A 26,543-nucleotide genomic window follows, 5' to 3' on the forward strand; every position below is an offset into this window, starting at 1 on the left:
ATTTTATGAAATATTTATGCAATGTTATATACAAATAATTAGGTTATTTCTAAAGATAGCTTTACTAAATTAGGTAATTACTTGATAATAATTAATAAAAAAAGGTTGACGATAAAATGGACGTAATAGATAGAAAAATACTTCATGAACTGCAGGCAAATGCTAAGATTTCAATGAAAGAATTAGCTCAAAAAGTTTACTTATCTTCTCCTTCTACCATTGAACGAGTGAGAAGGTTAGAGGAAAACGGGATTATAAAAGGCTATAAAACAATTGTTGATGCAGAAAAATTGAATAGAAACATAACTGCGTTTGTTTTATTTGAAACGACAAAATGTAAGGATCTTGCCGCGTTTTGTAGCGTTCATCCCGATGTAATGGAATGTTATCGTGTGGCAGGAAAAATAAGTTACATAGCAAAAGTATGTACAGAGTCCGTACATACTTTAGAAGAATTTATTGATAAAGCTATGGAGTTTGGTACACCCTCAACAAACATCGTTTTATCATCACATACGAATATGGAACTTAAATTATCTCAAGATACTAGCAGTGGATAACGTTTAAACAGTAATTTCTACGGCTTAAAATGTTCATATATTTAGCAGTTAACAGTATCCAAATTGATTTTTCAAGAGAGCTAACTGAATCAAATTTCATATATGAGCCTGCTGTAATAGGGATTTTTAAAAGCAAGGAGGAGGATATACGTGCAAATAAAAAAAGATGAAAGACAGTCATTTTATGCCGGATGTCAATTCGTAGATATAGAAGATCAAGAAAATGAACACGTCTTTCCTCTGCTTATTATGTATCCTACATATAAAGAAGAAACAGTTGAAAAGATCGGACCTTACACGATAAGCGTTGCGCAAGATGCTCCGCTGTCAGATGGATTATTTCCTTTGGTCATTATTTCTCATGGAGATGGAAGCACACCTTTTGCTTATCGAACAATTGCTCAGTTTTTAGCACGTCATGGTTTTATTGTAGGAATACCTCAGCATCCGTTTAACAATCGAGAGAATAATACGCTATCTGGAACAATAGGTAATCTAAAAAATCGGCCTAATCATATACGTACTGTAATCGATTGGTTTTTAAAAGAGCATTCCTTTTCTTCCTACATTAAATCAAATAACATTTCTCTTATTGGCCATTCAATGGGAGGATATACGGCTCTTGCTGTAGCAGGTGGAGTTCCCACTTCTTTTCCTTCTGAATCTCCTGATCAAAAGCCTTATTGTTTATCTGTTGATCATGATAAGCGGGTTCAATCACTTATTCTTTTAGCGCCAGCCACCGGATGGTTCAGAGAAAGAGGAGCTCTTGAAGACGTCAATATACCTATTTTAATGATTACAGGCGAAAAGGATACGATTACTCCTTCTTTTCACGGGGAATTTGTATTAAATGGGGTTTCTGATGCGGAAAAAGTTCAGCATATAGTTGTAAAAAATGGAGGGCACTTTTCATTTCTCAGCCCATTTCCCGACTTTATGAAATCTCCTACCTTCCTCCCTTCTCAGGATCCGGAAGGCTTTAATCGCAAAGAGTTTCATGAGGACCTGCAAAACACTATATTGGACTTTTTATTACATTCTTTTTAACTATTACTATTCTATATATTTTTGAGACTTCTAAAGCTACTAAAAACATTTTTAAATCTTATATCAATAAAAAAAGTGATGTTAAGTAATTTCACTTACTATACCTAACCACGTAAAAACAAAAAAGAAGTAACCATATTGGTAACTTCTTTTTTTCCTATTCATACGTCAGATTTCCACCTACAAAATAATCACTTACATTCAGTCTCTTAAAAATGACAGGAGCGCTTCGTTAAATTCGTGTGCATGCGTTGCATTTAAGCCGTGCGGACCGCCTTTTATTAAGGCTAACTTAGAACCAGGAATGGCTTCATGCGTTCGCTTTCCGCTATATTCAAATGGAACAATCTCATCTGAATCACCATGAATAATAAGAGCGGGTATTGTAAATTTGGCCAAATCGCCTCTGAAATCCGTTTTGCTGAAAGCAGCTATACAGTCTAGTGTCCCTTTAGGTGATGCAGCTGCTGCAATATCCCGGTTGTAAAGTCGAAATGGTTCGCTGACTAAGTCATTTCCGTCTTCCATCCCAAAAAATGTTTTTGTAAAATTATCAAGAAAAGCTAAACGATCATTTTTTACGCCGTTTTCAAATTCTTGAATTCCTGCATCACCTAATGCTCCTTCAGGATGATCCTCTGACTTATAAAGAAATGGTGGTACAGCTCCTGCAAATACGGCTTTTTCTACTCTATCTGTTCCGTACGTTCCTACATAACGAGCTACTTCTCCGCCGCCCATTGAAAACCCGACTAGTGTCACATTTGTTAAATCCAAATGTTCTAGCAACTGATGTAAATCAGCAGCGAATGTTTCATAATCGTAGCCGTCCCATGGCTGAGAAGACTTTCCGAATCCTCGGCGGTCATACGTTATGACTCTGTATCCAGCCTCAACAAGAGCTGGAACTTGATATTCCCAAGACCGTCCGCTTAGTGGCCAGCCGTGAATTAAGACAACCGGCTTTCCTGTCCCATGGTCCTCATAGTATAGTTCAATAGGTGCTTCATTTTCTGTTCCTACATTAATTTTTGCCATTTTGCTACCTCCATTATATAGTCGTTCTTTATTTGGTTAAGTGGTCGTAAACCTAGCGTAGATAATAAAAAAGATGGCTAACTCTCCTATGATGAGGGTGCTCGGGACGACTAAAAGTAAGTTAATAATAAAAAACACAGCTAAAATTCCTAAAAACAAGCCTAAATGATACACTTTCAAACGATGTTCTTCAAATCTATACTGGTGAAAAACAAGAGTGGTTGCCATGAAGTAGAGCAGCACGGATCCGAATACAAAATATAAGCTGAATGTGTACTGAACTTCGTGTAAAAACATGAGCTTAATCGATGCTGCAATCATGCTTAGAGACATGAGGATAAGTAAGTGTCCGTAAATAATCGTTTGTCCCGCTCTTTGAATGGACTTGTTTACTTTCTTTTCTACGTTCTCAAAGTACTGCCACCACATGGCGATGATCAGGACAAATGAAATAACCGAAAATAAAATGGTATTCCAGTCCCCTTTTTGTGGCTGTATCACAGCAAGAATGCTGACAACGGATTCTCCAAACAGGATTAATGTTAGTAACGCAAAGCGTTCTAACAAATGAGCGGTGTTGGTCGGTAATTTCGCTAACCGTTTATGTCCTAAAATAGGTAAAATCATATCCACTGCAATTCCTGTATATAACACGGCGTAGCGGACCCATGAATCAAAAAAGAGCGAAAGAAGTGAGATGAAAATGCCAATTCCAAAGCATACGCCTAAAAACACAGCAACTTTTTTTCTCTCACTCTGTTCAAATTTTTGAACAATAAGATACTGAAGAGCAGTTAACGCTCTTAGTCCAATATAGCCAATCAGAAAAGAGACGTAATATTGATCAAAATCTACGGACAAGCTTGAGATCATGATAAGAACAAACAGCATTTGAAGAATCATAAAGATGCGCTGATGCAAAAAATCTTGTCCAAATCGATTGATAAACATCGTTTGTCCCGTCCACGCCCACCATATCGGAATAAAGATCAGTACAAACTTTAACAAATACTCTCCATGAATATACCCTTGTTCAACGTGAAGCAAAACATGCGTAGCAGTCGCAACGGCTGCCACAAATAACAAATCATAAAAAAGCTCCAGCCACGTAACTTTTTTTTCTTCCACTACTCCGCATCCCTTCCTATCATTTATCAGGCTGTCGTTAATGTACTTTGTTTTATATACAAGAGATGCATACTTCATGACAGGTAGCGTAGTAAAAGATAGGTGAGCCAGCTGTTCATCAGTCGGCTCACCTATCTAACAATTTCTCTTATGTCGTTACGTTTTCTCCGTCACATAAATGATCCACAGATGCCATTCTACTTTCATGTCTTATATGTAAAGAGAACGACCTTTAGCAAAATGTAGTCTCTGCTACATTAGACACTCTGCTTGCTGAAATCGCGCTGAGCTCCTCTATAGCTGCCCATTAAGTTTTGATAACCAGGAAGATGACTAGAAATTAAATTACCAAAACCTTCAACGTCGTTGCGCCAGTCACGCTGAAGCTCGCACGCTACGCTAAACCAGTTCATAAGCTGCGCGCCCCCGTGAGCCATACGCGTTAATGCTGCATCCGCTACTTGCTTATTGAACGTCCCTGAAGCATCTGTCACAACAAACACTTCGTAGCCTGCTTTAATGGCAGAAAGCGCAGGAAAAGCAACGCAGACGTCTGTCACTACACCTGCGATAATCAGCTGTTTTTTGCCCGTTGCTTTAATGGCTTTAACAAACTCTTCGTTGTCCCACGCGTTAATTTGTCCAGGACGAGCTATTTTTGGCGCATCAGGAAACAAATCAACGAGTTCTTGCATGAGCGGGCCGTTGGGTCCATTTTCAAAACTAGTTGTTAAAATAACGGGTAAATCAAAGAATTTAGCCGTATCACCAAGAGCTAATACGTTGTTTTTAAATTCATCAACACCATAGTCACGTACAAGGCCGGAAATAAGCCCCGATTGATGGTCAACTAAAAGCACGGCAGCATCATCTTTTGAAAGGCGAGAGTAAAGATCAGACATTTTATAATCCTCCTTAAATTAAGGCAAGTAAGGATACACGTACCTTTTCCATTCCTTACAAGCGGTCTATAATTTGAACGGTTTTTTGGATTTCATTTATGATCTGTTAGGTAAAACATGTATAGAAAGAAAAACTATTTCTGAGGTGAAGGTTCGTGAGGTGTGTTCTCTCTCTTAATCTAGAACAGGAACAGGCGCTTGATCAATCCAATGAATGAACTGCTGTAGGTAGCGCTGAAGATAACGTTTTGTTGATTCATCAGTAAGTACTTTTTGTTGCGAATCAACTTTTTCATGAACTTGAGAAATCAGCATTTTTTGAAATGGTAAAACGTTGACTTGCATAGCTTCCAGTACTTCTCTCGTTTGCATTTGAGCAAAAGCCGTACCGAAGCCTCCTGGAGTTGCTCCAATGAGACCAACCGGTTTTCTGTTTAAAACAGAAGAAGTCCGAGGTCTTGATGCCCAGTCTAAGGCATTTTTTAACACTCCTGGAATTCCGGAGTTGTACTCTGGACTTACAATGATAACACCGTCAACATCTTGAATCGCAGCTCTAAAAGATGCGACAGATTCTGGTGATCCGTCAGCTTCTAAGTCTTCATTAAAAAAAGGCAGGCTGCTTATTTCAATCCATCGATATTGAGCTGAGTCATCTAATGTAGTCAATGACTCAGCGATCATTCGGTTATACGAATTCTTTCGTAAACTTCCACAAATAAGACCAATAGTTTTTGTCATCTATTCACCTCCTTACTTGGAATTAATTTCATATTACCACGGTGTTTCAAATATAGATATTAGTTTTATATATAGATAAATTAATTCCTTCTTTGTACCTAATGTAGAGTTGAACTAGCGTTTTACTATTACTAAAAGAATTTTTTCAGTGAAATTCAGTCTAATTCTCTCACTTCAAAAGGAATCAAAGCTCTTTCAATTTGATCTCGATGGGTTTCGTACTGTTCAGGCAGCATGAGCTTTTCTCCCATTGTTTCATGTGATTCATCATGTGCAAAGCCTGGAAGGTCTGTTGCAATTTCAAATAGAATTTCTCCGTGTTCTTTAAAGTAAATCGCATTAAAGTAATTTCGATCTCGAACAGCCGTCACTCCGTATCCGCGATCGGCTACGTATTTCTGCCATTCTAACTGATCTTCATCATCTTTAGCTCGCCATGCAATATGGTGAACCGTTCCAACGCCCATTTGCCCGCGTCCAATGGTTGTTAATTTTAAATCAACCACATTTCCAATGTCAGCTGATGATTGAAAACGTATAAAATCTCCTTCTTGCCCTACTTTTTGTAGACCCATTACGTTTTCTAATAATTGAGCTGTTTCATCAGGTCGAACGGATAATAACGTAGCGCCTCCGAATCCTTTAATAGCAACATCAGGTTTAATTTCACCAGCTTGCCACGTATTTTTTTCTCCTTCTTCTCTTTCAACAATTTCTAGATGTAAACCATGAGGATCATCAAACTCTAAATACTGCTCTCCGAATCGCTCCATCTTTGCAGCTGAAACTCCAAACTTAGCTAATCGTTGTTCCCAAAAGTCCATCGCACCTTTTGGAACCACATAAGAAGTTACGCCAACCTGCCCGTCGCCTATTTTCCCTTGTCGTGCATTTGCCCACGGAAAGAATGTGATGATGGTTCCAGGTTTTCCTCCTTCATTCCCAAAGTAAAGGTGATACGTTCCTGGATCATCAAAGTTTACCGTTTGTTTGACCAAACGTAATCCTAACACACCTGCATAAAAGTCAACATTTTCTTGAGGATGACCTACAATCGCCGTGATATGATGAATACCCGCTGTTTTTTTACTCATTACTACCATCTCCTTCGATACATTTTTCGTCATATGTTTCGTTATCCCTCTTAAAATTACAACTATTTATCGTCAATATCTCGAATTCGAGATATTAACCAAAAAATAAAAGCACCTTTCTTATTCCAGCCTATTCTCTCTTTTAGAAAATAAAAGTGTCGAGTGCATAATAACCTGGTCCAGCAATTGCTACACCAATCGCTACAACTAAAAGCGTAAGATTATATTCATACCCATTTTGTGTTGCCCAGTATCCATTTGGACCGTGTACTTTCACAATCGCCATGACCATTGTTCCTGCAATTAAAAGCGCTCCAAGCGGCGTAAGAAGTCCTGCAGCAAATAAAGCCCCGCCTACTAGCTCTGATAATCCAGCCATTAACGCCATTCTAACACCCGGCTTCATTCCGATGGATTCAAACCAGCCTCCTGTTCCTTTTAGTCCGTGGCCGCCAAACCATCCAAATAATTTCTGAGTTCCATGGGCCATAAAAGATAATCCAACGACCAAACGTATTAACAATAAACCAATGCTCACCATTTTTTATTCCTCCTATTTTTTCATCACTTTAAAATCTCGAATTAAAATATCTCGAATTAAGTGTAATTATAAAACCATATGATTCTACTGTCAATATAAATTTTATTATTTTATAGAAATGCTTTACAACGTATAAAAAGCATATTCATTATTTGACGTGGATATGAACATTTCATGTTTTTTATATTAATAAGGGAGAAGCTTCGAACATGACAAATCCCTAGGCTAAATAGTATAACTGGCTCTATTTTATGTTTATGATTCAACTAAAAAAGGAGTATTTTCATTTTTCAAGACATGAAAATGCTCCTTCTCAATCCGTACGATTCAGCTAGAAAAACGTAATCTAGAGTTCCTGTTAGTATAAACGATTCACTATAACGAAGAGGTGACTGAAAATGTAACAGGGTATTCTACTACACCGTACATTTGCGGTGCGGGAGTTCGTTCTATCAATGAACCTTCTTTTAATTGAAGGTTCGTACATTTGCTTAGCATTTCTTCAAACGCAATTTTTGCTTCTAAACGGGCTAAAGGAGCACCTAAACAGAAATGAATTCCCTTCCCGAAAGTAAGGTGCTGATTTGGTTTACGATCAGCTTGAAATACATTAGCATGAGGAAATTTAGATTCATCGCGGTTAGCTGATGCTACCCAGGCAGTCACCGCATCCCCTTCTCTAATTGTCTTACCTCTAAGCTCAACATCTTTTATGGCAATACGTGAAGGTGCCTGTACAGGTGGATAAAATCGCAGAACCTCTTCCACCATAGTTGGTACGAGTGAAAGATCATTTGTCACTTGCTTTTGCAGACTAGGAATTTCAGTAAGCAGACGGACTCCGTTTGTGATGAGGTTGGTTGTCGTTTCATTACCTGCAGCTAAAAGCAGCATACTAAACTCTAATATTTCGCTGTCTGTAAGCTTATCTCCGTCAACTTCTGATGAAAGTAAAGCTGATATGATATCTTGTTTAGGATCTAGACGTCTTACATGCACAATTCTATGAAGGTATTCCTTTAATTCATCGCGGGCATTCTGCTGTTCATGCTTTACTGCTTCATACGCTTCAGGCTTATTTTCGCTTACCCCTTTTACAAGGATATCGGACCATTCCTTAAACTTCTCCCTGTCCTCAGCGGGTACGCCTAACAAATCTGCTATGACGATGACCGGAAGTGGCATAGCAAAGTCATGAATCATCTTCATTTCTTCTTTGTCCATGACATCTTGCAGCAGCTGATTCGTAATTTCTTTAATACGAGGAGCAAGATTATTAATTTCTCTAGGCGTAAATGCTTTATTAACGAGATCGTGCATTTGTTTGTGACGTGGAGGATCCATCCTTAATAAATTCTCTCCTTCTACCATTCGCTGCTGCTGAGAAGAAAAGAGCTCGTGATGTTTAAGCACGTAGTCTACATCTTCATATAGAAAAATATCCCAACACTTTCTTTCCTCATCATAGCGTACGGGATTTTCTTTTCGAAACATTTCATAGATTGGAAACGGGTTAAAATACTTCTCTTTTGTATTTAATTCTTTCATGGGCGTTATTGGAGCAAGATTAATCACTTTTTTGACAGCCATTACATACATCTCCTTTAGTACACCAAAATGATATTTTATTTAATGAACAAAATATAACGAATTAAAAGTTTATATGTTGTATTCTACAACTTGTAGTTAATTGTCACAATAGTATTAAATATCTGTTTTTTATAAATCTACCTGTCGTTTAATAACAAAAAGAATTGTTTCTCACTTTAAGAACATTAAAATTGACCTTACATAAAAAGGAATTACAAAAAAGAGACCATACAGCAAGATAGAACGCTGTATGATCTCTTTTTTCAGCCTTTTCGTATTTAGGTAGTCTACTTTAGATGAACGTAGACGTCTGGAGCGATTTTCAATTTAGTTCTGTAAAGCGTATTGTATTTTATACTAAATCATAGTCTAACTCTTACTTCCGTACCGTCAGCAGCTTTGACATCTACTAGTACCATTCCCTTATGTTTCTTTAGTTCCTTGACGATAGGCTTTAGCAATCTTTTATCGATTAGCGGAAAAGTAAAATTCAGCTCTTTTCTTTTAAAATGTTCTTTTGTCCATTTACCTGCATGCTTATGGATAAATTTTGAAAAAACAACGCTGATAACAACGTTTAAAAGAGCATATGGAATAGGGATGTTAAACCGAGCTTCTTTGGTTTTCACTTTTACATGAATCATAAGCGAACCATTACTCAATAATGACTGAAACGGTATCGCCGTTTGCCGATTTAATATCAACAACTTGGCCATCTAACTCGTTTTCAATTGCTTCAACAATAAGGTTTATGTCTATATCTTTCACATATTTTTCTGATTGGGGAATACTCGCTGCGATGCTGTGTCCAGCCATTAATACCAGCTTGACAAGTTTGATAGGCAAATTAACCTTCACATTATCGTTTTCAGTTGACACAACTCGAATTTTTAACGTTTTATCTAAATACGCATTTGGTTTCTTTAAAAGCGTATTTCCTGTTTCTTCTTTCTCTTTTAATACTTGAATCAGTTCTGATCCCTTTTCCGCATCAATTTTGCCTTCTTGAACCATTGTTAACACTTTTGTAATTTCCTCTTTCATAAAACATCCCTCCCTATTCTCCTTTTAAAAGCTTAATGGCTTCTTCTGCTGTAATTTCACCATTTTCTAACATAGACACAACTTTTTTCTCATCTACTTCATTTTTCTTCTTCTCTACATATCCAAGAGATGAAATGATGTCAGTCAGCTTGCCTCGAACAGTTGGATATGAAACGCCCAGTTCTTTCTCAACTTCTTTGATATTTCCTCTACATGTTAAAAACACTTCTACAAAATGAAGCTGATCACTTGATAAGGATGCCAGTTTAGATAATTCAAATTCATTTTCAATTGTCGTGTGACAATGAGTGCACTGCAGCTTTGTAATTTTTAATGTTTCACTGCAAACAGGACAATTTGTAATTACTTTATAAGCCATAATCAAATCTCCTTCTTTTAGTTAATTTGATTATATAACAAATATTTAATATTAAAAACAATAAAATTAAATAATTTTATATTAAAAATTAAATATATTAACTTTAATTTTAAAAATATTGATAAATTTCTCTGAAACCAAAACAATAAGAGCCCAGATCCTTCACATCTAAAAAAGTAAACACAAGATAAAAATGTTTATTTTTTGGAAAAATATGTTGTAAAATACATTTGGTACTATAAAATTATTCCTGGTACCAAATGGAGGTTTTTTATGAAAGAACAAATTACACAAGAAGCCATTTTTTTAATTCAGCAAAAAGGGTTGTCTTTTACTATTAGCGATTTAGCTAAGAATTTGGGGACTAGCAAACGAACCATTTACCAACATTTCAGCTCCAAAGACGCAATCATTGACTCAATAATTGAAAATCTCATCCTACAGATTAAGAACAAAGAAGAAGAAATCTTTCATGATGAAAGTCTCAATTTACTTGAAAAGATTACCCAAGTCCTTATATGTGTTCCTGAAGAGTTTAGCACAATGGACATTCGCCTATTAGCAGATTTAAAACGGCTTCACTATAATCAATGGGTTAAGATAGATGACTTTCTAAAGCAAGAGTGGGATCTAGTGGTAAAACTTATGGAAGAAGGCATAGAAACCGGAGTTATACGTGAAATTAATTTACAACTGTTTGTAGAGCTATACTTGGGCGCAATCAACCAAATTTGTCAGCCAAACTTCTCGCTAAACACTAAACTCACAATGAGTGAAATATTAAAATCTGTTATGGATATTCTTTTGAATGGCATTTCTATAAAAAAATAAGGTGGCGAAAAGATTTGCATTGGATTTATCTATGTTTAGCTATTCTTTTTGAAGTAGCTGGTACAACGTCCATGAAATTATCAGACGGTTTTACTAAAGTTATACCAAGTGTGCTACTTATACTTTTTTATATTTGTAGTTTGTGCTTTTTAACGTTAACGTTAAAAAGTTTAGAGGTTTCAATCGCTTACGCTATTTGGTCAGGGATGGGGATTATAATTATTACGCTAATTGGATTTATGTACTTTAATGAAAGTGTAAGCCTGCTAAAAATTGTTGCTATAGCTCTAATCATTATTGGCGTAGTGACATTAAATATGACCGGTGAAAAAGAAGCTGACATTAGTAAATCCACTTTAGAAGAACACACAAGGTAAAAAGATGAAATATTTAAAACCTTTTTTTCTTGTTACAGATATCGGATTTATTATCTATTGGATTGTTACTTACTTTGAATTGATACCCAAAAGTGCAGCCTTCAAAGATTATGATAACCCCATAGTCATAGCTTGGAACTGGTCGTTCTTCCCTCTAGATATTCTTGTTTCATTCACTGGATTGTTTAGCCTATATTTATACAAGCTGCATAGAGAATCATGGAAAGGTTACGCTTTAATTTCTCTAGTGTTAACATTTTGCTCAGGGCTACAAGCTATTGCGTATTGGGCATTTATTAAAGATTTCGATTTCACATGGTGGGCTTTTAATTTGTACTTGATGATTTACCCTCTATTCTTTATAAAATTACTTATAAAAGATAACGGCAATCAAAAAAGCAACCTTTCCTTATAATGAACGTTTTAAAAATTGTAAGAATTAATGAATAGCAGCATTCACTAATAAAAGAGGTAAGATTGGCTTAATCTTACCTCTTGGAACTTGCTCTTTTATGGTGCAATATCTTCTAAAACCTTTTCACGTGTTTCAATCATCTTAAATGCCATAAATGCACCTACTGCAGCTACACAAGCAAACAGAACAAAAACAGAGGTAATTCCCTTAGCGCCTAACACAAAGCCAAGTATCGTAGGAGCAATAGCCGAAGCTAGTCGCAGCCATGCTGTCGCAAACGCGATTCCAAGTACTCTCATACGTGTTGGATAAATTTCTGGCGTGTAGAGATAGAGTAGAACCGTAATTGTTCCCATAAAGCCGTAAGCTGCTGAACCTAAATACATAACACTTTCGGCAGATTTGGCACCATTAAACCAAAGTGTCGTTAAAAGTAATTCTACAACAAGAAAAGCAATAGTTGCCCACCTTTTACGGCCAACTCTATCAATAAGTAAGGCGCAAGCAAACACAGCCACTGTTTGAATCACATTCGTTAGTGACACTGCGTGTAGAGAATCCTCTAATGGAAGATTATAAACTGTTTTATATAAACTTGGGAGCCAGTTGTTAAGTCCATTCGCAACAAAGTAGGAAGAAAACCAAAGTGTCCAGACAATTAGCGTTCTACTGCGGTAAAAAGGGGGAAATAATTCTTTCCAATTGCCTTTTACTACAGCTTGAGGTGCACTAATTTTTGCTTCTATACGTTTATCCGTACTCGATTCAATTTCTTCAATTACTCCTTCTGCTTCGTCAAACCTGCCCTTTGAAATTAACCAACGAGGCGATTCACGCAGCTTAAAGAAAAATAAAAAGACAATTAATCCGCCGATACCACCGATCAAAAACATCCACTTCCACCCAAAGCTAGGTACAACTAAAGCACCAATCTGCGCGGATATCATTAACCCTAGCGGAAAAATCATCTCATACAGCATAAAAAAACGTCCCCGTCCTTGTGCAACTGAAAGTTCATTTATATAAGCTGCAGCAACAGGAACTTCACCACCTACTCCGATGCCTTGTACGAACCGCAGCCACATAACACCTTTAGCTGCCTTTTACCTTTAATTGTATACGTTCCAAGAAGTGATAAACCTAAATTATTTTACATAATATACATGTTGTTATGAATATGCCTTACCTATCAAGTACTACTTTTTCACCAGTCTCTGCAGATGTCCGAACCGCATCCAATAGCTGATGAAGCTTAACGGCATCATTGAAGTTGGGAATTTGACCTCTATTTTCGAATATATCTTTTGCCAACATATTATAAGCCTTTTCAACATAGCCTTTTGGATTATTATCTTTTACTGAAGATACGTTTATTTCTTCAAAATAAAAACCTTTAGCACTTAATAAATAAGTAGGATATTTAACTTTTTCGACTTTGAGATCACCAAATTGCACGTGGCCTGAGGAATGATTTTGTGTTAAACGAAAAACCCCCTTTTCCCCTCTAATCTCTAATTGAAAAGCTGGATAAACTCCGCCTTGAATATGGACAGAAGCCGAAATGTCATCGATGAGTGTCCCTTGTATTAAGATTTGGTCGGCTGTATCTTTTGGTATCGTAACTCCTGTTCCTTGTATGAGAGTTTCTGTATAATGCGTATTCATTATAGCCGATAACTCTCTAAAATCACCTAAGATGTAGCAAAGAACATCAAGCGAGTGCCCACCGTTAATGGTAAGAAGGTTCGCTCCGTTTTCTTTTTTCAAAATATAACTGTTTGCTTCATCTGTTACTCCCCCTTTCCCTTGTGTGGCTACCTGCATGGTGCAGGAAATGATTCTCCCAATTTCTCCTTGTTTAATAGCCTCCTTTATATAATTCACTTCGGGAGATTGTCTTGCTTGTAATCCAATAGCATGGTGAATGTTCGCCTGACCCGCTAACCTTGCTAGTTTAACAGCCTGGATAGTATCTATGCCTAACGGCCACTCGCAATAAATATGTTTATTTTTCTCTATGGCTGCAATTGAAGCTTTGTAATGGAATGGAACTTTTACACTAACTACTACTAAATCAACATCTTTAGATTCAGCTAATTTCTTATAATCTGTGAAACTATGGGAAGCATGAAGTACCCTCGCACTTTCCTTTGCGGTTTCTGCTTTTGATGTTCCAATCGCGGTTATTTGATAAAAAGGGTTTTCTTTAAGTACTGGAATATGTGTTTTACTCGCCCATTGATTATTCAAAGATCCTCCTATAATTCCTACTTTTATTAATTGATCCGTCATTAGACATTCCTCCAAAATTTTGTAGAAAATCTTACCTTTTAATCAAGTATAATTAAAATGAATCATCATTTTAAATGTTAAAATATGATGGATATATCACTTTTTTTGATGGATGGTGAAAATGAATGGATATTGAAAACATGAAAGCTTTCGTTTCAGTGGCGGAATTAAGAAGTATATCTGCTGCTGCGATGAAATTGAACCATCTGCAATCTAATATGACCGCAAAAATAAAGAAAATTGAAATGTATTATAACCAAGAACTGTTTATCAGAAATTCAAAAGGAGTTAAATTAACAAAACAAGGAGAAAAATTGTACCATCAATTTAAAAAAATATTGCATCTTTGGGAAGAAACTGAAAATAAAATGAAAAAACAAGACGAAAAACTCCGTATTGGTACCATGATATCAGTTGGGGGAACTGAATTCTCAAGCGCTTTAAACAAACTTTATAACACATATCCTGATTTAGCAGTAACGTTAAAAACCGGTTCAACCGAATATATTGAAAATCAAGTTCTACTTGGACAAATTGATGTAGCTTATACAATTGGATCATTAAACAACAAAAAGATAAGGTATAAAGAAGTAGGAGTAGAAGAAATGGTTGTAATTGGTCGAGGGATTGATCCACACACAACATTTGATGATTATGTAAGACAAAAAAATATACTTGTACTATCTGATAAGTGCTTGTACATGACAATACTACGTAATATTTATTTGAGCTTAAATATTGAACAAGGTGACATTATTGAAGTGGGCGATCCAGAAACATTAGTACAATTTGCATTAATGGGTATGGGTATTTCTTTAGTATCTAAGCGTATCGCAAATCGTTATAACATCAACAATTATTTAGAAGTTCCATCAACCTATAGATACACTGACTTTTATCTCATCTCTCGCCTAAATTATGAATTTACCCCTATAGAAAAACAGTTTATTGAGTTAAATAACTCCCTTAGCGACACTTTTAAAGGAATGGAAGTTTAACATCGAGGTTACAGTTCTTCCTGTAACCTCTTTTACAATTCCTTACCTGCAATTATCTTTTATATAAGTGTCATATGAGGTATTTTTTAATTTCCACAAGTTTGATCATGGGAAGCAGCCTTTCTAATTCCTGTGCCGCCATTGGTTACCAACACTATCTTATTTTTAAACATAACGTTTAAATCTCTTTTATTATCAAGCTCTGGAGAATTACCATATTTGCTTGTTCATTCATTTTGTTTGGTCTTCTTCACTATCTTTTTTAAGTAGATTTCCTAAACCTAAAAGAACTCAGTTAACAGCTAGGGGAGAAGCTGGATTATAACAACAGATAATTTCAGAAAAAATTTTATGATTTTGTAATTTCACGAAAGTTTCTCTTGCCTCCCTTTCTGTTTTAAATTCAAACATGATAATATTATTTTCTCTTGAATAAGCATTGATTACAGTAACCACCCACATTAAAAACCCCCTATGGTTGTTACAATTAAATTTGATTCTGATAAATGAATATCTCTGGCATTCTTATGAGTAACTGTTATACCTGTAGACTTATTTGGAATGAACCTCTTTTCTAACCAAATGGAACCGCTTTGAAAATTCCATGTTCCCAAGTAAATCCCCCCGTATCTTACTATTGATACAATAAATTAGTTTATTTAATTGTTTACAGCAGCATCTTCTTTACACGCTTTGATAACATCCAACCAGTGGTCTGGCTTTTGTCCTTTAAACTTCTCTTTCAAATTAAATGATGCTAATGTTTCTAACTTACTTTTTGCTGCTTTAGACATAACCGAGTTTAAATTAGAAGCCTCTAGCATTTGAATAGAGCCGTCTAACTCAATTGATCTTCTTAACGCATGTATAGAAGTCCCCGTTACTAATCGGTTCATTGTTTCTCTAAAGCTCTTACTATCTAGAGTTTTACTAATAGAATCTAAGACTAACTGTTCTACGTTAAATTCATGAGAAGCTTCTAATAACTCTAGATAAAGAGCAACTACACCTTTCATATAAATGCTGCGAATTAGTTTTACAGCAGAGGCATCACCAGGTTTTTCACTTACTTTAGTTATGTCCATACTGTACGGAGTCATTAAGGAAATCAGTCGATCTACACCATTACCACTTGCTGAAATAGGAACCTTATGTTTATAAACCGGCAGGGGACCTAGCATTGCGGCATCCACAAAGAATGCATTCTTTTCTTGTATATTTGTGTTAACTTTTTGTTTCACGATAGGAGTGGAAGCTGATACATCTACATAGATACAACCTTTCTTTATAAATGGTTTTAGCATTTCACTAACTTCAAGTGCTTTATCTGCGGGTACTGCTACCATTACTATATCTGCTTGTTTTAAAACTTCTTCGGGTCTATAAAGAAGTTTTACTTGAGCTTGAGCAGCCCGTTCTTTAATTTGTGGACCATATGTAGGATGGTCTATCATAACATCATGAGCAAAAATGGTTTCTAAACCTTCGCCTTTTAAGCCAACTGACAACTCAAAAGCCGCCTCTCCAAATCCAATAAAACCTAATTTCACTTTAAAGCTCTCCCTTCTGTTTATAATCCGTATGCTTTCATCTGTTCTCTTAACCAAGAAGGCTGAATGTTGCCTCCAGATTCACCTTGCAGACGCGCTCTTTCAAATGCTTCGATTGTTTCTAAACGCGTTTTCTCGTACTCTAGTTTTTTTTCAGCTTTAAAAAGAACCTCTTCAATCTTTTCTTTTGGCACTACAACAACTCCATCGTCATCACCTATAATTAGATCTCCTGGAATAACAGATACTCCTCCACAAGAAATAGGCTTATGTAACTCACCTGGCCCGTCTTTTAGGGGGCCATTTGGAATAAATCCTTTTGAGAAAATAGGAAACCCTGATTGACTAAGGGTCTCTTTGTCCCGAACTGCCCCATCTATAATAATCCCCTCAAGTCCAATAGCTTTAGCTGCAGCTGCCATTAATTCTCCAAGGTAAGCGTTTGCCGTATGCCCCTTTCCATCAGCAACTAGTACATATCCTTCTGTACCATCATAGATTGCCTGATGAAGAAATAAGTTATCTCCAGGTCTTAAACTTACAGTTAGAGCAGTTCCAACTACCTTCATTCCTGTAGATACAGGCTTAATTTTATAATCCATTGAGCCTGTACACCCCATTGCATCGGATATAAGAGTAGTGTTAAGAAGTTTTGCTCTCTTAATAATGTCTTTAGATAATACTGGTGCTAAATTACTCACTGATATACACTCCTCTTCTCTTTTAATATATTCTAATCAATGCCCTACTCAGGATAACGCTTACAAAAATTAATTTAGTAAAATTAGATATTGCCCCCCTATTCGCAGAATATCTACAGTTTATTTGCTGCATTTTCGAAAAAGATAGAGAAACATCGTAAAAAATAAATAAAGTAATAAATATTACTACATTTAATATTTTAGTAATATTTATTACAACAACCTTAAATGTATCTTATCACCGGTGCCTAATAAAGTAAATCTATTTTTGTAAATAAAACACAGGAAAAACATATCGTAAGCCTTATTACTTAGAAGAAACATTTTTACATAAAAAAGTAAACATGCTAAAATTCAAGTAAGTATTGTGATAAATACTTTTTATATACTAAAAAAAATAAAATTTACAATATAATCTGTTTAATTGGAGCGAAGGTATGGAAAATCCAATATTAAAATTAAAAGATAATATCTCACAACTAACAGAAACTCAGCGGAGAGTAGCAGACTACATCCTTAAAAATCCTGTCGATGTAGCTTTTTTAACGGTTGATCAATTGGCCTTGACAGTAAAAACTAGTACGACCACGATAATGAGATTAACTTTTAGTCTAGGTTATTCTGGATATGCAGAGTTTCAAAAAGGACTTCAGGAGCTTTTACGTAACAATGCTGCTCCTCAAATCAGATTAGAAACAAATTTGAAGGGCTTAGATGAGAGTGATTTGTGGATGCGCTGTGCAGAAAGTCAATTCAATAACATTCAATCAACAGTAGAAATGATTTCTACAGAGAGTCTAAATAAAGCGTTAGAAATGATTGTCTCTGCAGACCGAATATTTTGTACAAGCGTTAGAAGTGGTTTACCCGTGGCACAGCATCTATCTTTTGGACTTAATCGATTACTCGGAAACTGTGAACTAATTGTCTCTGACTTAAGTGATTGGGTGGATAAAGGAATTACTTTTACTTCTAGAGATTTAGTTATTGCAACCTCTTTTCCAAGATACGCTAGAAGAACTGTTGAGTTTGTAACAGCTGCCAAAAGCAACGATGCCAAGGTAATTTCAATTACTGACAGTTATTCTTCTCCTTTAGTTAAGTACTCAGATTTAGTATTACCTTGTAGCTCTAGTAGTATTGCTTTTCATAATTCGCCCATATCATCACTACTCGTAGCCGATTACCTTGTAAGTGCAATAGCTATAAATTATCCCGAAAAGACAAAAGATCGTCTGGATAAAATCAATTCAGTCCTTACAAAAATTAATTATCATTACACTGATTAAATTTACGAATGTGGTAAAAGTATGAAATATCGAATGTATAAAATAATTCGACATTTCATGTTTTTACCACTTTTTTATTTTTTTAATTAGTCTAATACTTCCCTTTCACTTTTCATTTCTGTAAAAAAACATTTACTTTTCATTAGAAGCCATGATAGTATACTTTTAAATAGTCACAATTATTACAACAATTAAATAAAAAGTAATAATTATTACTTTCTATAAAGGGTTGTAATAATGAATATAGTTATTTCTGTAAAATCATTTTTAGATATCATCCGGAGATATCTGACTGCTCCATTACTTAGATACTACAAAGTGACTATAAGTTTATTAACTCTAACACTTGTATTTTGCTTGTTAAAACGCAAATGATGCGAGCACTACCGTTGGTTCTGAGCAATCATCAACAAAAGATTTTAGTAAAGGAGTGATTGGTTAAGGAACACGAGAATAGAAAATAATTTGTTAATGATTCTATATATCCAGTAGGCTTAAGGGGTAATTCACGTTAGCTTTTTTGTAAACCCTTACATTCATTCTAGGAATATTTTTAAAAGCAATAAATTGTAAAAGGCACCTAATTATTTTTACTCATAAATGATTGTGAAAAGCAGCTTTATAATAAAGAATGACAGTTAGATAGTTTCATGAGAATTTAAAAAGTATGACATTAAAGATAAACAAGAGGGAAAATGAAGGAAAGTTCTAGAGGGGGTATAATATGTTAACATTTTTAGGTTTTTCCATGATTGTAGTATTTATGTATTTAATTATGAGTAAGCGTTTGTCTGCCTTTAGTGCATTAACGGTGGTTCCTATTGTTTTTGCTTTATTGGGCGGATTCACTGATTTAGGACCAATGATGATGAAGGGTCTTGAAACCATTGCTCCGACAGCAATTATGATTATCTTTGCCATTCTCTATTTTGGCGTGCTGATTGATACAGGATTATTTGATCCTCTGGTCGCAAGAATTATAAAGATGGTTGGCGGCGATCCTTTAAAAATCGTGATGGGTACTGCAGTACTTTCTCTGATAGTTGCTCTAGATGGTGACGGTACCATTACATATCTAATTGTAGTAACTGCATTTCTCCCACTATACAATCGATTAGGTATGAATAAACTTATTTTAGCCTGTATTCCTGCCCTAGCAATGGGTATCATGAATTTGACTCCGTGGGGTGGTCCTGCTGTACAAGCTACGGCGGCGGTAAAAGCAGATGTAACGGACTTACTGTTACCACTTATTCCTTCTATGATTGCAGGCACGATTTGGGTTTTAGGGGTTTCTTATTTTCTTGGACGACGTGAACGTAAAAGACTAGGAGTTATCAATATAGATACAGAATTTAACGATGAAATTGCTGCAGCTCTTGATGTAGGAATGGATGCATCAATAAAGCGCCCAAAATTATTCTGGTTCAACTTAATCCTAACACTTTTACTTCTAACTGCTCTAGTTCTAGGGTTCTTGCCGTTACCAGCTTTGTTTATGATTGGTTTTGCTATCGTGATGATTGTTAATTACCCAAATTTACAAGATCAAAAAGAGCGCTTGCATGCTCATGCAGGAAATATATTAACGGTGGTTTCCATGATATTTGCTGCAGGTATATTTACTGGAATTATAGATGGAACAGGTATTGTTAAAGCTATGGCGGATACTTTAATAGCAGTTATTCCTGATGCTCTTGGACCAAAATTAACAGTAATTGTTGCGCTTATAAGTATGCCATTTACTTTTTTCATGGCAAATGCTCCCTTCTATTTCGGGATTATTCCTATTATGTCTGAAACGGCTGCGCACTTTGGTATCCCTCCACTAGAAATTGGCCAAGCTTCTCTACTGGGACAACCCTTGCATCTATTAAGTCCGCTTCAAGGTTCTATTTATGTCTTAGTGGGACTCCTAGGTATTGATATAGGTGACCATATTCGCTTTGCTGCCAAGTATGCCATTGGAACAGCGTTAGTTATGACGATTGTGGCTGTATTATTTGGAATACTATCTATATGAATGATTTATAGAAACATAAAAAAGGAGGGCTGATTCTTGAAAACAGCTCTCTCTTCTATATATTTAACTTTAATTACATTAAAGATTGAAATACAACATAAGCCAATTACTAATCAATCATGACTGATACAGTATCTCCGTTTGTCAATTTGATCTCAACAATTTGGCTACCTAATTCATTTTCAATTGCTTGAATAATAAGATTGGTGTCTATATCTGTAAAACTTTAAAAGGTGCTTACATAGTTCTACTTAAGTTTTTAAATCAACTCCATTTTTTTGCCTTTTCAAATAAATACTGCACTCCATATAACAAATATGCTTTGTAGTGAAGGTAGATAAAAAATTGAAAATGATTTAACCGGTTTAGACTTACAATTTTCAACCTTTTAAGAACATCAATGAAGAAAAAAGCAAAGATTCCATCAACTACAATATTCAGTAGTAAAAACTTCTTAAAGTTTCCATACGAAGATTTAAGCAGCCACATTGAAAGAGGCATATAAGGCCCAATACTAAAAGGAAGTTCATCTTTTATAAACGAATCTTTTTTATCATAAAATCTCCACCACTTCCTCTGATGCCCATACAAATGATTAATAATTTCAAAGATAATAATAAAAATCCCTGCTAACGAATAACGTCTTATGCTGTGTTTTCCTATAAAAAACAACGATAACCACGGAATCGCTATTATAGATAGGTTAAATCCTAAGTGTTTTCTTGATATCATAAGTGAACTCACCTCAATGTACTTTATCTAGTTCTTCTTATAGTGTCCGCCTATTACAAAAAAACACAGACCATCCAATGGTCTGTGTTTTTTATTAATGTGCTTTTTGTTCAACATTAACTCTCTTGATAAAGAACGAGATAACCAATCCAACAATTGAAACAATAATCGCAAAGACGAACGCATGCTGAACACCGTTGGTAAAGGCAAGAACTTGATTTAATGGATCCATTTTATCTGATACCGTCTCAAGGAAGCTTCTTGAACCTGATGAAAGAATGGAGATTCCAACAGCTGTTCCAATTGCGCCTGAAACCTGCTGCAAGGTGTTCATAATCGCTGTTCCATGCGGGTACAGCTCAGGTGGAAGCTGGTTTAATCCGTTTGTTTGAGCCGGCATCATAATCATCGAAATGGCTATCATAAGCGCAATGTGTAAGGCAACGATAAACCCTGTTGACGTTTCCAGCGTTACGGTTGAAAAACCATACATGGTGCCGGCTACAATCACAAGACCAGGGATAACTAACCATTTGGGACCAAAGCGGTCAAATAATCCGCCCATAACCGGTGAAAGAATTCCGTTAATCACTCCCCCAGGAAGAAGCATTAGACCAGCGGCAAAGGTTGATAAAGCTAATGATGTTTGTAAGTATAAAGGTAAAATCATCATCGCAGACAGCAGTACCATCATGCAGACTAGAATTAATAAAAGGCCAACTGTAAACATTGGATACTTAAAGGCTTTAAGGTCTAGCATTGGCTCTTTCATCTTCGTTTGACGAATAGAAAATGCAACTAATGCAATAGTTCCAATCACAAGAGTTAGAACAACCTGTAGACTTCCCCAGCCTCCGCCTTCTCCAGCGCTGCTAAATCCAAATACGATTCCTCCAAAACCTATTGTTGAAAGAACAACAGAAATCATATCGATTTTTGGCTTCGTTGGTGTGGTAACGTTCTGCATAAAGAAAGCTCCAAACACTAAGGCAACAAATAACAGCGGAAGTGAAATCCAGAAAATCCAGTGCCACGTTAATGTTTTTAAGATTAAGCCTGATACGGTTGGGCCAACAGCTGGCGCAAACATAATAACAAGGCCGATAATCCCCATTGACTTTCCACGTTTATGCGGCGGGATAATAACAAGAATCGTGTTAAACATAAGCGGTAAAAGTAAAGCAGTTCCAACGGCTTGCACGACACGGGCAATCATGAGTACCCCAAATGTTGGTGCAATAGCGGCAATAAATGTTCCAATGATGGAGCAGATTAGAGATGCTATAAAAAGCTGTCTGGTCGTAAAACGCTGAAGAATAAAACCTGAAATAGGTACCAAAATTCCTAATGTTAACAGATACCCTGTTGTCAGCCACTGTGCGGTTGTTTCATGAATACCAAAGCCAGAAATTAGCTCCTTTAACGCCATATTTAAAGCTGTTTCACTAAATAAACCAATAAATCCAGCAATAAGAAACGACGTAATAATCGGCAGCACTTTGATGTTAGAGCTTTCGGCTACTGTTTGTTGATTACTCATATTAAATTGTCTTCCTCTCTTTTACATACTCTTTTTAGTGAACGTTTTTCTATCTCAATGATAAGTTGATTAGCAGACAAACAATGCATATTGATATAAAGATTAGTGATAGGTTTAAGGCATTATGTTGACTAAGCTTTTTCTTTCTCTTCTCTTTTGATCGAAGTGCTTTTTGTCTTCTAAATTCGTTTCTTTCCACAGATCCCTCTCCATTTCATTTCTAAATCAGTTTTAGAAACCTTCCTATGTAAACTCATTTCCATTCCTAATATGGACTTTTTAATAAGTAAGTTAAAAGGAAATAGAACTATAAAATGAATTTCACTCTACATAACAGGAATATTGTAACACAGCTATAAGTACTGTTTCTATCTAAAATATACTAAATAACAACAGCTATATACCTAACTTAGTGCCCTGTGACAATTAAAATTTGTTTCTGTTGTATGCTTTTTGTTCTGTTTGCCCTAATAGAACACAACTAACTTTTTAATCATCAGTCAAAAGAAATAGTATCAGAAATTAAGTAATAGTAAAAATTGATACTATGGAGGTGTTTTCTTATGAAAAAGTATGAAGTAACGTTTCATCTAATTAATGGTGAAATAGGTCATTTAGTTGAAGCTAAATCACTTATTCGTGCAAAGAACTACATACAGTATAGGTTTGAAGATAAAAGTAAAATATTGGATCTAGCAAATGATTTGGTCATTGTTAAAAGGAACGTCCAATACTTTACGGTAGTTGAAAAAGAATAATTAGCTATGTAAAAGGACGTTATCTACAAAAGTAATGTCCTTTTATATCCATACACTATCTTGTAGGGTAGTCTCTTTTTTCCCATTCTGGTCACTAAAATTTTTCTCCAGCTCGAATTCACATACTAAATTTATCTAACTAAAAAGATATTCTTCTAAACAGAAGAATATTTATAGTTAAAAATTTATGTGGATAATTGGTAGTTCTGAACAGAATTATTAAAATTCAGTCTCTTCATTTTAATAAATAAAGGAATGCATCTAGGTTCTCCTCTGTATTTTTGTATTAGTTATTAATTTACATAAAGCATATCTGTAAAGAGTACGTGTAGAAATTAAAAGAGCAAACTCCCTTACACGTGAGTTTGCTCTTTCTGTGCTTTATTCAAATTTCTTCAGTTTAACTTATTGTCCTATATCCTTCATCCTTTTAAGAGCTTTTCTATATTCTTGATCTCTCATATGCAGCATTTTATCAGGAGAAGGTTTAGACTGACCAAACTTTTTTAAAGCTGCTCTATACTCGCTGTCACCAATGACTTGATTCGAAACAGCCTCTTTAGGCGAACGCTCAAAAACGGGAGTATCTTTTTTAAGGTGAACCTCTTCGGTACTCAGCTTTTCTTTATTTTTTTCTTTGTCATGAGGCTTATGAGCCAGCTTGTGGCCTTTACCTGTTAGGAACATCAAAAATGAAAGAATTAATACTACAATGCTCAATACACACGAAAACGTAGAAAATGTATGATAAGTAATGATTTCAGATTTTACATGTAGAGATTGCGTGAAATTTTCTTTACTAGCAACCTGACTCTCTGCACTTACCGTTGCAAGTTGATCTTTATACATCTTTGCAAAGACGATACTGCTGATTACAGGGATGACCGCCGATACTGTAACTCTTATAAATTGAACCGTGACCATTCGAGGGACTAAGCTTGGTAGTGGTCCGCCTAAAGCTGCACCCATAAGACCTGCAGCAACTGTGAACCCTACTCCTGCGATTAAAGCTGCAAAGCTGCTAACAAAGAGGAATGCAGAAGCATGACCGTCTAAATACATCCACTGTATGTTCACTCCCATAATAATGACCGCTCCTATAATACCTAATACGCCCGGTCCAACTTTATCATATAATACGGCACTTAATATGGCCGCAATCACTATTCCCGCAAAAAGCCCGATATAGATCAGTGAAATGTCTCCTTTATCAAAACTAGATCCGCTTTTAAGCAATCCTTGTAGAGATAAAAGAGTTAAACTCATACTAATATTGCCTATAACAGCAATTAAGATAGCGAGAGCTGGTTTTCGAGAAGCCACTAATCTAAAGGGAATTAACGGATTTTTAATATGCCATTCTGCTATAAATAAAAAGCATAAAAAAATGATGCTTCCTACTATGCCTATCCATACATAAGTAGATGTCCATCCTGATTTTTGGAGATTAAGTAATGTAAACGTAATAAATGCGGTAACCATAAACATTAACGCTACACCGATGATGTCAAATGGTTCATGATATTTGTGCTGTTGCTTGGCGTGATCATTTGTTAAAAATTTGTAGCTGAAGCATATTCCCAGTAAGGAAAGTACGGCAGCTATATAGAATAACCCTCTCCAATGGCCGTAGCTGTTCACTAACATTCCGAGAAAAATACCGACAACGCTAGATCCATAAAATCCGCCGATAAGAATCAGTAATGCCAAGTTCCGTTTCTGAATCGGAAAAGAAAGAACCAGCATTGGAATCATCATCATAAGTGCTAAACCTGTTCCTGTTCCTTGAAAAAAACGACCAATACCCATTCCTAAGAAGCTGTTAGAAGCTATACTTACGATAGCTCCTATAAGAAACAAACACATCGAAAGAACATAAGTCCTTCTCTCCCCTATCTTATGTCGAAGGATAGGTCCAAACGGAATACAAAATGCAAAGCTTATACCCCCTATTAAAACCGGTGTTATCGAAATATAAGATTGATCGTTAAACGTTTGTTGGAGAATTTCACGTATAGAATTTAATGAAGTGTTTAACATTAAACCAGGACCAATTGCTAAAACTGCCAGTAAGGAAATCCCCCAGTGTTTTTCTATTTTCATACTACAATTCCTTTCTGCCTTTCATGATTGTAAAAAGCTAAAAATGCGAAGCTCACGTTTCTTCCAACCATCACAGTAGCTATGGTGAAGAAGAAAGATATTTATCCGCATTTGAACAAACTAAAAAATAAAGCTTCAGTAAGGAAGCTTTATTTTATTTTCTAAGCCTGCCACTCGAATTGGCCCTAAAAGTGTTAGACTGGTTAATTTTTCAGCCATAAATGCAGGGCTAAATTTCATATCACTTTCTAACCAAGAACAAATGACACCTATATGAGCTGATGTGATATAGCTAATCAGGATATCTTTAGGGATATCAAGTCCATCCTCTGCTTCTCCAATCGAAGAGATTAGCTCTCCATACACTCTTTTCTTTACAATTTCCGTCATATGACTTCTAAATTGAGGTAATCCTCGATCACTTAGCATAACTTTAAAATAATCGGCATGGTCATAGATGAATTCGAAAAGCTTTAAGAAAGAAACGGATTCATTTTTTTCTTCTACTTCTGAAGAATCCTCATTATTTTGTTTTGGTTTTACTTTCTCTATTAGCTCTTCTAGAACTTCATTCATACTCTGCATGAGAAAGTCTTGCTTATCTTGATAATGCAAATAAAAGGTTCCCCGCGTTAATTCTGCTTTTTCCGTAATTTCTTGAATCGTAATGGATGTAACGTCTTTCTCTTTAAGAAGTTCAACTAAAGCGTCTCTTAAGTATTTATTTGTTCTTTTTATCCTAGGATCTACTTTTGCTTTTTTAGACATTGTTCGTCTCCTTGTATAACTTTTATTGAGTCTCAGGCATATGATTATGACTTGTATAGGTGCAGCCATTTAGGCCTTTTCTGATGATTGACTATTTAA

28 protein-coding genes are annotated in these 26,543 nt (G+C 35.7%); 9 read left to right on the top strand and 19 right to left on the bottom strand.

All coding sequences use genetic code 11. The annotated features are described in order from the left end of the window. Positions 1–116: 116 nt before the first annotated feature. Both LAV82_RS00140 and LAV82_RS00145 read left to right on the top strand, forming a co-directional pair. Positions 117–560: an Lrp/AsnC family transcriptional regulator gene (locus LAV82_RS00140; protein WP_029323463.1), complete on the top strand. Its 444-nt coding sequence runs from the start codon at positions 117–119 to the stop codon at positions 558–560. Between the two features lie 150 nt (positions 561–710). Beyond that, positions 711–1,610, top strand: a complete 900-nt coding sequence (locus LAV82_RS00145; RefSeq protein WP_499715346.1) for an alpha/beta hydrolase family protein — start codon at positions 711–713, stop codon at positions 1,608–1,610. A gap of 201 nt (positions 1,611–1,811) precedes the next feature. On the opposite strand, the gene LAV82_RS00150 is transcribed toward LAV82_RS00145, so the two are convergent. The 10 genes from LAV82_RS00150 to LAV82_RS00195 all read right to left on the bottom strand — a co-directional run bounded on the left by LAV82_RS00150 (position 1,812) and on the right by LAV82_RS00195 (position 10,067). Further along, the gene (locus LAV82_RS00150; protein WP_499715348.1) at positions 1,812–2,648 is read right to left on the bottom strand and encodes an alpha/beta fold hydrolase; all 837 of its coding nucleotides are present in this window, start codon (positions 2,646–2,648) and stop codon (positions 1,812–1,814) included. Between the two features lie 36 nt (positions 2,649–2,684). Further along, the gene (locus LAV82_RS00155) at positions 2,685–3,776 is read right to left on the bottom strand and encodes a low temperature requirement protein A (protein ID WP_499715350.1); all 1,092 of its coding nucleotides are present in this window, start codon (positions 3,774–3,776) and stop codon (positions 2,685–2,687) included. A 257-nt stretch (positions 3,777–4,033) separates the two neighbouring features. Next, the gene (gene ycaC, locus LAV82_RS00160) at positions 4,034–4,678 is read right to left on the bottom strand and encodes an isochorismate family cysteine hydrolase YcaC (RefSeq protein WP_211077594.1); all 645 of its coding nucleotides are present in this window, start codon (positions 4,676–4,678) and stop codon (positions 4,034–4,036) included. Positions 4,679–4,852: 174 nt separating this feature from the next. Further along, positions 4,853–5,419, bottom strand: coding sequence for an NADPH-dependent FMN reductase (locus tag LAV82_RS00165; protein ID WP_013058357.1), 567 nt, complete (start codon positions 5,417–5,419; stop codon positions 4,853–4,855). Positions 5,420–5,574: 155 nt separating this feature from the next. Next, the gene (locus LAV82_RS00170; protein WP_499715353.1) at positions 5,575–6,513 is read right to left on the bottom strand and encodes a ring-cleaving dioxygenase; all 939 of its coding nucleotides are present in this window, start codon (positions 6,511–6,513) and stop codon (positions 5,575–5,577) included. A 142-nt stretch (positions 6,514–6,655) separates the two neighbouring features. Beyond that, positions 6,656–7,054: a DoxX family protein gene (locus tag LAV82_RS00175; RefSeq protein ID WP_499715355.1), complete on the bottom strand. Its 399-nt coding sequence runs from the start codon at positions 7,052–7,054 to the stop codon at positions 6,656–6,658. A 375-nt stretch (positions 7,055–7,429) separates the two neighbouring features. Further along, entirely contained in the window at positions 7,430–8,644 is a 1,215-nt protein-coding gene (locus LAV82_RS00180) for a cytochrome P450 (protein ID WP_499715357.1), read from the bottom strand. A 362-nt stretch (positions 8,645–9,006) separates the two neighbouring features. Beyond that, positions 9,007–9,288 (bottom strand): hypothetical protein, encoded by a 282-nt coding sequence (locus tag LAV82_RS00185; protein WP_499715359.1) that lies wholly within the window; start codon positions 9,286–9,288, stop codon positions 9,007–9,009. A gap of 10 nt (positions 9,289–9,298) precedes the next feature. Further along, positions 9,299–9,688 carry an SHOCT-like domain-containing protein gene (locus LAV82_RS00190; protein ID WP_499715361.1) on the bottom strand — a complete coding sequence of 130 codons (390 nt, stop codon included), beginning with the start codon at positions 9,686–9,688 and terminating at the stop codon, positions 9,299–9,301. A 13-nt stretch (positions 9,689–9,701) separates the two neighbouring features. Continuing rightward, on the bottom strand, positions 9,702–10,067 hold the full coding sequence (locus tag LAV82_RS00195; protein WP_013058379.1) for a DUF2089 domain-containing protein: 366 nt from the start codon (positions 10,065–10,067) through the stop codon (positions 9,702–9,704). 273 nt (positions 10,068–10,340) lie between these two features. Between LAV82_RS00195 and LAV82_RS00200 the strand changes: the two genes are divergently transcribed. The 3 genes from LAV82_RS00200 to LAV82_RS00210 are packed head-to-tail and all read left to right on the top strand — an operon-like array spanning position 10,341 to position 11,690. Beyond that, positions 10,341–10,898, top strand: coding sequence for a TetR/AcrR family transcriptional regulator (locus LAV82_RS00200; RefSeq protein WP_499715363.1), 558 nt, complete (start codon positions 10,341–10,343; stop codon positions 10,896–10,898). A gap of 14 nt (positions 10,899–10,912) precedes the next feature. Continuing rightward, complete coding sequence (locus LAV82_RS00205; RefSeq protein ID WP_211077588.1) at positions 10,913–11,275, top strand: DMT family transporter; 363 nt, start codon at positions 10,913–10,915, stop codon at positions 11,273–11,275. A 4-nt stretch (positions 11,276–11,279) separates the two neighbouring features. After that, on the top strand, positions 11,280–11,690 hold the full coding sequence (locus tag LAV82_RS00210) for a YvaD family protein (protein WP_029323476.1): 411 nt from the start codon (positions 11,280–11,282) through the stop codon (positions 11,688–11,690). A 95-nt stretch (positions 11,691–11,785) separates the two neighbouring features. Here the strand turns inward: LAV82_RS00210 and LAV82_RS00215 are convergent, their stop codons facing one another. Beyond that, positions 11,786–12,775: an MFS transporter gene (locus LAV82_RS00215; protein WP_499715366.1), complete on the bottom strand. Its 990-nt coding sequence runs from the start codon at positions 12,773–12,775 to the stop codon at positions 11,786–11,788. A 97-nt stretch (positions 12,776–12,872) separates the two neighbouring features. Next, on the bottom strand, positions 12,873–13,982 hold the full coding sequence (locus tag LAV82_RS00220; protein ID WP_499715368.1) for a Gfo/Idh/MocA family protein: 1,110 nt from the start codon (positions 13,980–13,982) through the stop codon (positions 12,873–12,875). Positions 13,983–14,107: 125 nt separating this feature from the next. Here LAV82_RS00220 and LAV82_RS00225 point away from each other — a divergent pair, with 125 nt between their 5' ends. Next, positions 14,108–14,980 (top strand): LysR family transcriptional regulator, encoded by an 873-nt coding sequence (locus LAV82_RS00225; protein WP_211077586.1) that lies wholly within the window; start codon positions 14,108–14,110, stop codon positions 14,978–14,980. 291 nt (positions 14,981–15,271) lie between these two features. On the opposite strand, the gene LAV82_RS00230 is transcribed toward LAV82_RS00225, so the two are convergent. The 3 genes from LAV82_RS00230 to LAV82_RS00240 form a co-directional block, all read right to left on the bottom strand. Next, complete coding sequence (locus tag LAV82_RS00230) at positions 15,272–15,442, bottom strand: hypothetical protein (RefSeq protein ID WP_168761135.1); 171 nt, start codon at positions 15,440–15,442, stop codon at positions 15,272–15,274. Between the two features lie 197 nt (positions 15,443–15,639). Further along, positions 15,640–16,530: a prephenate dehydrogenase/arogenate dehydrogenase family protein gene (locus LAV82_RS00235; protein WP_499715371.1), complete on the bottom strand. Its 891-nt coding sequence runs from the start codon at positions 16,528–16,530 to the stop codon at positions 15,640–15,642. Between the two features lie 20 nt (positions 16,531–16,550). Next, the gene (locus LAV82_RS00240) at positions 16,551–17,231 is read right to left on the bottom strand and encodes an RraA family protein (protein WP_499715373.1); all 681 of its coding nucleotides are present in this window, start codon (positions 17,229–17,231) and stop codon (positions 16,551–16,553) included. Between the two features lie 437 nt (positions 17,232–17,668). Between LAV82_RS00240 and LAV82_RS00245 the strand changes: the two genes are divergently transcribed. Beyond that, the gene (locus LAV82_RS00245) at positions 17,669–18,520 is read left to right on the top strand and encodes a MurR/RpiR family transcriptional regulator (RefSeq protein WP_063672422.1); all 852 of its coding nucleotides are present in this window, start codon (positions 17,669–17,671) and stop codon (positions 18,518–18,520) included. 724 nt (positions 18,521–19,244) lie between these two features. Then, complete coding sequence (locus LAV82_RS00250; protein WP_053487609.1) at positions 19,245–20,543, top strand: CitMHS family transporter; 1,299 nt, start codon at positions 19,245–19,247, stop codon at positions 20,541–20,543. A 264-nt stretch (positions 20,544–20,807) separates the two neighbouring features. On the opposite strand, the gene LAV82_RS00255 is transcribed toward LAV82_RS00250, so the two are convergent. Next, positions 20,808–21,275, bottom strand: coding sequence for a hypothetical protein (locus LAV82_RS00255; protein ID WP_013058392.1), 468 nt, complete (start codon positions 21,273–21,275; stop codon positions 20,808–20,810). Between the two features lie 94 nt (positions 21,276–21,369). Next, positions 21,370–22,815, bottom strand: coding sequence for a DHA2 family efflux MFS transporter permease subunit (locus tag LAV82_RS00260; protein ID WP_211077581.1), 1,446 nt, complete (start codon positions 22,813–22,815; stop codon positions 21,370–21,372). Positions 22,816–23,378: 563 nt separating this feature from the next. On the opposite strand from LAV82_RS00260, the gene LAV82_RS00265 reads away from it, so the two are divergent. Beyond that, positions 23,379–23,573 carry a hypothetical protein gene (locus tag LAV82_RS00265; protein ID WP_211077580.1) on the top strand — a complete coding sequence of 65 codons (195 nt, stop codon included), beginning with the start codon at positions 23,379–23,381 and terminating at the stop codon, positions 23,571–23,573. A 405-nt stretch (positions 23,574–23,978) separates the two neighbouring features. Here the strand turns inward: LAV82_RS00265 and LAV82_RS00270 are convergent, their stop codons facing one another. Both LAV82_RS00270 and LAV82_RS00275 read right to left on the bottom strand, forming a co-directional pair. After that, on the bottom strand, positions 23,979–25,676 hold the full coding sequence (locus LAV82_RS00270; protein WP_499715375.1) for an MFS transporter: 1,698 nt from the start codon (positions 25,674–25,676) through the stop codon (positions 23,979–23,981). 135 nt (positions 25,677–25,811) lie between these two features. Further along, positions 25,812–26,444, bottom strand: a complete 633-nt coding sequence (locus LAV82_RS00275) for a TetR/AcrR family transcriptional regulator (protein WP_055990508.1) — start codon at positions 26,442–26,444, stop codon at positions 25,812–25,814. Positions 26,445–26,543: the final 99 nt, after the last annotated feature.

Origin of the sequence: Bacillus sp. ILBB4 (assembly GCF_035064545.1) — a bacterium.
Classification (GTDB): Bacteria; Bacillota; Bacilli; order Bacillales; family Bacillaceae_H; genus Priestia.